The following is a 7,429-nucleotide window of genomic DNA, read 5'->3' on the forward strand; positions in this document are numbered from 1 at the left end:
CCGCGACCACGAGCCGGAGGTGCGCTGCGTACGCGCCCTGCGCGTGGACTCCACCGCGGTGATCGACTTCCCGGCGGTGTGCCGCGCCCTCGTTGACGTCCTCGAGCACGCGGGCGCCGACCTGCGGCTGCGCACCCCGGTGCGTGGTATCCGCCCCCGGGCGGGAGGTGGCGTCGAGGTGGCCACCGGATCGGGCGTGCTCTCCGCCGACGCACTGGTCAACTGCGCGGGCCTGCACGCCGACCGCGTCGCGCGCCTGGCCGGGCTGGCTCCGCGGGCGCGGATCGTGCCGTTCCGGGGTGAGTACCACGCGCTGCGTCCCGAGCGCCGTCATCTCGTGCGCGGGCTGATCTACCCGGTGCCCGATCCCGCGTTGCCGTTCCTCGGCGTGCACCTGACCCGCATGCTCGACGGCAGCGTGCACGCGGGCCCGAACGCCGTGCTCGCGCTGCGCCGTGAAGGCTACCGGTGGCGCGAGGTCGCCCCGCGCGACGTGGCCGAGACCGCCCGCTTCCCCGGCACGTGGCGGCTGGCCCGGCGCTACGCCTACCCCGTCGGGGTGGACGAGATCCGCCGGTCGCTGTCGAGGCGCCGCTTCGCGGCCGACCTGGCGCGCCTGGTGCCCGCGATCGGACCCGACGACCTCGTGCGGCACGGCGCCGGTGTGCGCGCGCAGGCACTGCTTCCGGACGGCAGGCTCGTCGACGACTTCCTCGTCGAGACGGCGCCGCACCAGGTGCACGTGCTCAACGCTCCCTCGCCCGCCGCCACCGCCGCACTGGAGATCGCCGCCCACGTCGCCGACCACCTGCGCTGACGGGCCACGCGGTAGTGCCGCCGACTCCGCGCGGTGCGCCCCCCGCGGGCTCCGCGTCGAACGCTCCGGCGTCTGCCAGTACGGGACCTCCTCGACGCAGCCGGGTCCTCAGGCGGGGCGCAGGACCTCGCGTCCACCGAGGAACGGGCGCAGCGCCTCCGGCACCCGGACCGAGCCGTCCTCGCGCTGGTGGTTCTCCAGGATCGCCACGATCCAGCGCGTGGTCGCGAGCGTGCCGTTCAACGTCGCGGCCGTTCGCACGCGGTTGTCCTCGTCGCGGTAGCGCACCGAGAGCCTGCGCGCCTGGTAGGTCGTGCAGTTCGACGTCGAGGTCAGTTCGCGGTAGGCCCGCTGGGTGGGCACCCACGCCTCGCAGTCGTACTTGCGCGCCGCGCTGGTGCCGAGGTCGCCCGCGGCCGTGTCGATCACCCGGTAGGGCACCTCGATCTTGGCCAGCATCTCCTCCTCCCAGGCGAGCAGGTTCGCGTGCTCGGCCTCGGCCTGCTCGGGACGGCAGAAGACGAACATCTCGACCTTGTCGAACTGGTGCACGCGGATGATTCCGCGCGTGTCCTTGCCGTAGGAACCCGCCTCCCTGCGGAAGCAGGACGACCAGCCCGCGTACCGGCGCGGACCGGCGGAGAGGTCCAGGATCTCGTCGGAGTGGTACCCGGCCAGCGGAACCTCCGAGGTGCCGACCAGGTACAGGTCGTCCTCGGGCAGCCGGTAGACCTCCGAGGCGTGCGCGCCGAGGAACCCGGTGCCCGACATGACCTCCGGGCGCACCAGCACCGGCGGGATCATCAGGGAGAATCCCTTCTCCGTCGCCTGGGCGGCCGCGAGGTTGAGCAGCGCGAGCTGGAGCTGCGCGCCGACACCGGTGAGGAAGTAGAACCGCGCGCCGGAGACCTTCGCGCCGCGTTCCATGTCGAGCGCGCCCAGTGCCTCGCCCAGCTCCAGGTGGTCGCGCGGGGTGAAGTCGAACTCGGCGGGACTGCCGACGTGCTTGAGCACGACGTAGTCGTCCTCTCCGCCTGCGGGCACCTCGGGGTGGACGACGTTGGGCACGGTCCGGTGCAGCTCGTCGAACTCCGTGCTCGCCCGGCTCTGCTCGGCCTCGGCGTCCTTGACTCGCGCCGCCAGTTCCTTCCCCCGGGCCAGCAGCCCCTCGCGCTCCTCGCCCGAGGCACCACCGATCCGCTTGCCGAGCTGCTTCTGCTCGGCGCGCAGGTTGTCGGCGGCGGCGATGGCGGACCTGCGCTCGGCGTCGAGAGCCAGCAGCCGGTCGACCACGCCGTCGTCCTCGCCGCGCGCGCGTTGCGAGGCGCGCACGACGTCCGGTTCGTCACGCAGGATCCTGAGGTCAATCACAGCGCCGAGGGTAGCCGTCCGGCCTCCGGCGGCGACGCACGAGGTCACCGTGTCGATCCGGCACCGGACGGGGCCCACCGCCCGCCGGGAGTCAGTCCAGGCCGCGCACGAAGTCGGCGATCACCTGGCCGAGCCGGGTTCCGGCGTCCTCCTGGAGGAAGTGGCCCGCGTCCGCGATCGTGGGGTGTTCCCGCGCCGCCGCGCCCGGCATCCGGCGTCGCAGGATGGGACCCATCGCCTCGGTGATCGGGTCACTGTCGGAGAACGCGCAGAGCATCGGGAGGTCCAGCCGGGTCAGCGTGTCCCACGCGGCCCGGTTGGCTTCGGTGGCCGGGTCGTCGGTGCTGGTCGGCACCAGGGCGGGCATGGCCCTCGGACCGGCCTTGTACATCTCGTTCGGGAAAGGCGCGTCGTAGGCGGCGCGCTCGGCCTCGGTCAGCTCCCGCAGGCAGCCGGACTGCACGAACCGGGCGACGTCGAGGACCGGCGCCTTCTGCACGGCGTCGTGGAAGGCCCACCACACGTCCGGCATGCCGTGATCGCCCGTGGGCAGGCCGGTGTTCGCGGCCACCACGCCCGCGAACCGGTCCGGGTTCTCGGCCACGAGCCGCAGGCCGATGAGACCACCCCAGTCCTGGCCGACGAGTGTGACACCACGCAGGTCCAGCGTGTCGAAGGCGAAGGCGCGCATCCACTCGACGTGCCGGGCGTAGGTGTGGTCCGCCACGTCGGCGGGCTTGTCGGAGCGGCCGAAGCCGACGAGGTCGGGCGCGATCGCACGCAACCCGGCGTCGGCGAGCACCGGCAGCACCGCCCGGTAGAGGAACGACCAGCTCGGCTCGCCGTGCAGCAACAACACCGGCGGGCCGTCGGGCGGCCCGGCCTCCACGTACCCGATGCGGACGACACCGAGCGTCGGGTGGTCCACGTCCGCGTACCGGGCGGGGTGGTCGAAGTCGGGCAGGTCGTCGAATCGGTCCTCGGGAGTTCGCAGTAACCGCACGTACTCCACGGTAATCCACCACGTCCACCCCGGGGGCGGCCGGAGACCAAGGTGATACCCGACCGCGACCCAGCCTGTTGGCGTGCCGTCAAGGCCTCCTTCACCGCACTCAACGCAGTCAAAGGGGCCTTGACGGCACCAGAGCCCCAGGGCGCCGGGACACCAGGGCGGCGTGCGGTCAGGAGATCGCGACCGCGACCACCAGGCCGAGAGCGACGTGGGCGGCGGCGACCACGAGGCTGGCGGGCGCGAACTTCTCGCGCTCGATCGTCGAGCGCACGTCGATGCGGGTCGCCCACTCCAGCGACCGCACCGCGAGCACCTGCGCGATGATGCCCACGAGCCCGTACACCAGCGCGGTGATCAGTCCCTCGGCGAGGTCGCTGGCCGAGGCCCAGATCGCCACGACCACGATGAACGCCATCGACACCAGACCGGAGGCGGTGACCATCACCGCGTTCGGCAGGCCGCGGCGCACCAGTTCGGACAGTTTGCCCGGCGTGGTGAAGTCGATGGCGTAGAAGCCGAGCAGCATCAGCAGCAGGCCCACGATCGCGTACAGCAGGATGGCGCCGATTCCCCGGGCCAGGTCGGTACCGAAGGTCTCGGACAGCGCTACGAGCACAGAGATCTCCCAGGTCGAGTCAACACGTTGCGGAAATGATCAGGCGAGCCGTGTCCTATCACGACTCGGGGATGCGGTGGGGCACGAACGCCGCGCCGTCGTCGGTGACCAGTCCCGACGTCTCCCGGATGCCGAGGCCAGCGGCGTTGTCGCCGACGATCCAGGCCCCGAGCGCGGGCCGGTAGCCGTCGAACTCCGGCAGCGGGTCGAACGCCTGGTAGACGTAGCCCTCGGCGCCGTAGACACCGCCCGTCGCGATCTCGTAGCCCGGGGCGACGATCTCCACGTTCGACCCCTCCCTGCCGAGCTTCGGCTTGCGCACGTACTCGGTGAGCAGGCCGGGCTGGTCGTTGAACGCGGGCAGCAGGTTGGGGTGGCCCGGGTAGTTCTCCCAGAGAATGCCGAGCAGCGCCTTGTTGGACAGCAGCATCTTCCACAGTGGCTCGACCCACAGCGTGCGCGGCAGCGACTCGACGGCGTGCCTGCCGAACTCCTCGTCGATCACCCATTCCCAGGGGTAGAGCTTCACGACGGTGTTCATCGGCGCTTCCGCCAGGTCGACGAACCGTGTCAGCAGCGGGTCCCAGCCGATCTCCTCGATGGCGAGGCCGACGGTGTCCAGACCGGCCTCGGCCGCGGTCTCCTGGAGGTAGGAGGTGGTGATGTGGTCCTCACCGGTGGGGTCGGCGCTGGAGAAGGTGAAGTGCAGCTCGGTCGACGGGAGCTGCCCGCCGATCTCCTCCCAGCGGGCCACGAGCTGTTCGTGCAGCGAGTTCCACTGGTCGTCGTGCGGGTGGACCTCGGTCTTCCAGTACCACTGCACCACCGCCGCCTCGAGCAGCGAGGTGGGGGTGTCGGCGTTGTACTCCAGCAGCTTGGCCGGGCTCCGGCCGTCGTAGCGCAGGTCGAACCGCCCGTAGACGTGCGGATCGCGCCGCTTCCACGACTCGGCGATGTGCGGCCACACCCACTCGGGCAGGCCGAACTCGGCGTAGCGCTCGGTGAGGACCACGTGGTCGACGGCTTCGAGGCACATCGAGTGCAGCAGCTCCACGTCGGCCTCGACGGACAGCACCTCGTCCATGGGCAGGACGTAGTGCACCGACTCGTCCCAGTACGGCCTCGGCCTGCCGGACGCGTACCGGGCGGGTGTGCCGAACACCAGCCCCTGCTCGCCGACGACGCGCTCCCAGTCACGGCGGGGCTCGCCGGTCTCCCTGCGCACCTACGAACCTCCGCCCTTGCCGAAGCTGCCGCCGCTGATGCCGAATCCGCCGCGCTGCACGGTGCTGCCGGAACGCGTGTTGATCTCCGCGTTGGACGGCCGGGTGAAGCTGCCGCCCTGGACCTTGCTGCCCACGCTGCCGCTGCCGCCGTAGTTGTAGCGGTACTGGCGGTAGTCACCGCCACCCGGCGACGGCAGGAACACGATTCCGCCGCTGTGGTAGCCGCCGTGACTGCTGGCGTAGTCGTCGTCGCAATAGTCGTCGTCGACCACCGTGCCGTTCTCGTCGACGCAGACGGCGGTGACCTCCTCCGGGGCGGCCACGACGTAGAACCCGGCGATGAAGCCCACGAGTCCTACCGTCACACCGCTGCCGATCAGCAGCTTCCGGCGTGACTCCGCCTTGCGCGCGGCCCGGTCGGCGGCCTCGGCCTCCTCCGCGCGCCGCTGCCGTTCCTGCTCCTCGGCCTGACGCCGCGCCCGCTGCTCGGCCAGGCTGGGCTGTCGCGGGGTGGTGCTCTCGGCGTCCTGGAACCGCATCGACCCGCGTGGCCGCCCGCTTTCGTTGTCGTCCGTCGGACCGTTGTTGTCGTCTGTCATCGCCCTACCTCGGGACCACCGGTTGCGCGTGATCACCTTAGTCGCCCGAGAGCACCCGCAGGGCGAAACAGGCATGATGGAGGCGATGTCCGCCCAGCCCGACCCCTCGTCGCCCGAATCGGCGCTGCGTACACGCGTGCTGATGGTCGGCGTCCTCGTCGGCGCCGTCGCCGCCATGTCCCTGAGCTGGCTGCTGTCCTGGACTCCGGTCGAGGACGACCAGGAGCAGCTCGCGCGGCAGCAGGAGCGCGAGGCCGAGCAGGTCGCCGAGATCCGCGAGAAGGCGTTCCGGTCACCTCCGGGTAGCTGCCTGAACTGGGAGGCCGCCGACGCGCGTGACGTCGCCAAGGTGGCCTGTGACGAAGAGCACCTCTTCGAGGTGGTCGGCCTGGCCGATCTCGCCGAGGACCACGGGCCGAACGCGCCGATGCCCGACGAACAGGGGTGGCGCGACCTCACCGAGCAGCACTGTGGCCAACTGGCCGAGGACTACCTCGACGACCCGCTCGACCCGGAGGGCAAGCTGACCGTCGGGGTGCTGCGTCCCGATGCCGACCGGTGGGCCGAGGGCGACCGCACACTGCACTGCGGGTTGCAGTGGGTCGGCCCCGGAGGCGGGTTGCAGACGCTGACCGAACCCGCGGCCGAGATGAACCAGTCCTACGTCTGGGAGACCGGAACCTGCCTCGGCATCGCCGAGGCGACCGTGAGCGATCCGGTGTCGTGCTCCGAGGAGCACTCCTACGAGATCGTCGGCCGCGTCGACCTGCGCGAGGAGTTCGACGAGTACCCCTCCGAGGACGAGCAGCACGCCTGGCTCGACCCGACCTGCGCCGGGATCGTCGAGGACTACACCGACGGCAAGACCGTCGAGGACCTGCGGGAGGCCGGTCTGATCCTGACCTGGGACCTGCGTTCACAGGAGAGTTGGAACGCGGGCTCGTCCCTGGTGAACTGCAAGGTGGGCGCCCTGCTGGACGACGACAGCGGGCTCGCTCCGGTGCAGGGCAGCGTGAAGGACGAGGCGAAGGAGAAGGGCGCCGAGAGTGACGACGGCGACGCGGGGTCCGGAGACGGCGAGAAGAGCGGCGGTGGCGACAGCGGCGACGCGGGCAGCGGCGACGGCGCCAATGGTGACGGCGCCAGTGGTGACGCGGGCAGCGGCGACAGCGGTAGCGGTGACAGCGGCAGCGGTGACGCGGGCAGCGGCGACGGCGGTGCCGACGGCGACACGAGTGGCCAGGACGGCGGGGACGCCGGTGAGTCGGGCGGCTCGGACGCCGCGTCCGACGGGACGGGCGCACCGGACGGGGGGTGAATCATGCCGGTGCGCATGACCCGGACCCGCTTCGAGGAACTGGTCGGTGACGCGCTCGACGAACTCCCCGAGCAGTTCGCGAACGCGATGGACAACGTGGTCGTGCTGGTCGAGGACCACAACGAAACCGAACCCGACCTGCTCGGGCTGTACCACGGGATCGCGCTGACCGAGCGCGGGCCCGACTACGGCGGCGTGCTTCCCGACCGAATTTCCATCTACCGGGAACCGATCCTGGCCGTGTGCGAGACAGAGGAGGAAGTCGTCGAGGAAGTGATGATCACCGTGGTGCACGAGATCGCACACCACTTCGGCATCGACGACGCACGTCTGCACGAACTGGGATGGGGGTAGCCACGGTGCGACAGCGGTCGCAGGACAGGACCACGACAACGACCACACCAGGGCCCCGGCCCGCCGGAGCACCGCACCGGCGCCGGGGACACGGGGGCCGGCGCGGCCCGGGACCG

8 protein-coding genes are annotated in these 7,429 nt (G+C 71.2%); 3 read left to right on the forward strand and 5 right to left on the reverse strand.

All coding sequences use genetic code 11. From position 1 onward, the window contains the following. On the forward strand, window positions 1–817 hold an 817-nt coding region (lhgO, locus tag SACSA_RS23340; RefSeq protein ID WP_048876869.1), incomplete at its 5' end, for an L-2-hydroxyglutarate oxidase. Window positions 818–925: 108 nt separating this feature from the next. On the opposite strand, the gene serS is transcribed toward lhgO, so the two are convergent. The 5 genes from serS to SACSA_RS0116000 all read right to left on the reverse strand — a co-directional run bounded on the left by serS (window position 926) and on the right by SACSA_RS0116000 (window position 5,641). After that, complete coding sequence (gene serS / locus SACSA_RS0115980) at window positions 926–2,188, reverse strand: serine--tRNA ligase (protein WP_019818654.1); 1,263 nt, start codon at window positions 2,186–2,188, stop codon at window positions 926–928. A 91-nt stretch (window positions 2,189–2,279) separates the two neighbouring features. Next, window positions 2,280–3,191 (reverse strand): haloalkane dehalogenase, encoded by a 912-nt coding sequence (locus tag SACSA_RS0115985; RefSeq protein WP_028661936.1) that lies wholly within the window; start codon window positions 3,189–3,191, stop codon window positions 2,280–2,282. A gap of 178 nt (window positions 3,192–3,369) precedes the next feature. Beyond that, on the reverse strand, window positions 3,370–3,816 hold the full coding sequence (locus SACSA_RS0115990; protein ID WP_019818656.1) for a DUF350 domain-containing protein: 447 nt from the start codon (window positions 3,814–3,816) through the stop codon (window positions 3,370–3,372). Window positions 3,817–3,874: 58 nt separating this feature from the next. Continuing rightward, on the reverse strand, window positions 3,875–5,041 hold the full coding sequence (locus tag SACSA_RS0115995; protein ID WP_019818658.1) for a glutathionylspermidine synthase family protein: 1,167 nt from the start codon (window positions 5,039–5,041) through the stop codon (window positions 3,875–3,877). Then, window positions 5,042–5,641, reverse strand: coding sequence for a hypothetical protein (locus SACSA_RS0116000; protein WP_019818660.1), 600 nt, complete (start codon window positions 5,639–5,641; stop codon window positions 5,042–5,044). It lies immediately after the preceding gene. A 73-nt stretch (window positions 5,642–5,714) separates the two neighbouring features. Here SACSA_RS0116000 and SACSA_RS23345 point away from each other — a divergent pair, with 73 nt between their 5' ends. Together SACSA_RS23345 and SACSA_RS0116010 are read left to right on the forward strand one after the other, a co-directional pair. Continuing rightward, window positions 5,715–6,959 carry a septum formation family protein gene (locus SACSA_RS23345; protein ID WP_019818661.1) on the forward strand — a complete coding sequence of 415 codons (1,245 nt, stop codon included), beginning with the start codon at window positions 5,715–5,717 and terminating at the stop codon, window positions 6,957–6,959. A gap of 3 nt (window positions 6,960–6,962) precedes the next feature. Next, the gene (locus SACSA_RS0116010) at window positions 6,963–7,313 is read left to right on the forward strand and encodes a metallopeptidase family protein (RefSeq protein ID WP_019818662.1); all 351 of its coding nucleotides are present in this window, start codon (window positions 6,963–6,965) and stop codon (window positions 7,311–7,313) included. The last annotated feature ends 116 nt before the right edge of the window (window positions 7,314–7,429 follow it).

The organism is Saccharomonospora saliphila YIM 90502 (assembly GCF_000383795.1).
GTDB lineage: Bacteria > Actinomycetota > Actinomycetes > Mycobacteriales > Pseudonocardiaceae > Saccharomonospora > Saccharomonospora saliphila.

What these genes read in the sequence shown, in the direction of transcription:
- SACSA_RS0116010 (WP_019818662.1), top strand. Translation starts at nt 6,963, where the DNA reads ATGCCGGTGCGCATGACCCGGACCCGCTTCGAGGAACTGGTCGGTGAC.
- SACSA_RS23345 (WP_019818661.1), top strand. Translation starts at nt 5,715, where the DNA reads ATGATGGAGGCGATGTCCGCCCAGCCCGACCCCTCGTCGCCCGAATCG.
- SACSA_RS0116000 (WP_019818660.1), bottom strand. Translation starts at nt 5,641, where the DNA reads ATGACAGACGACAACAACGGTCCGACGGACGACAACGAAAGCGGGCGG.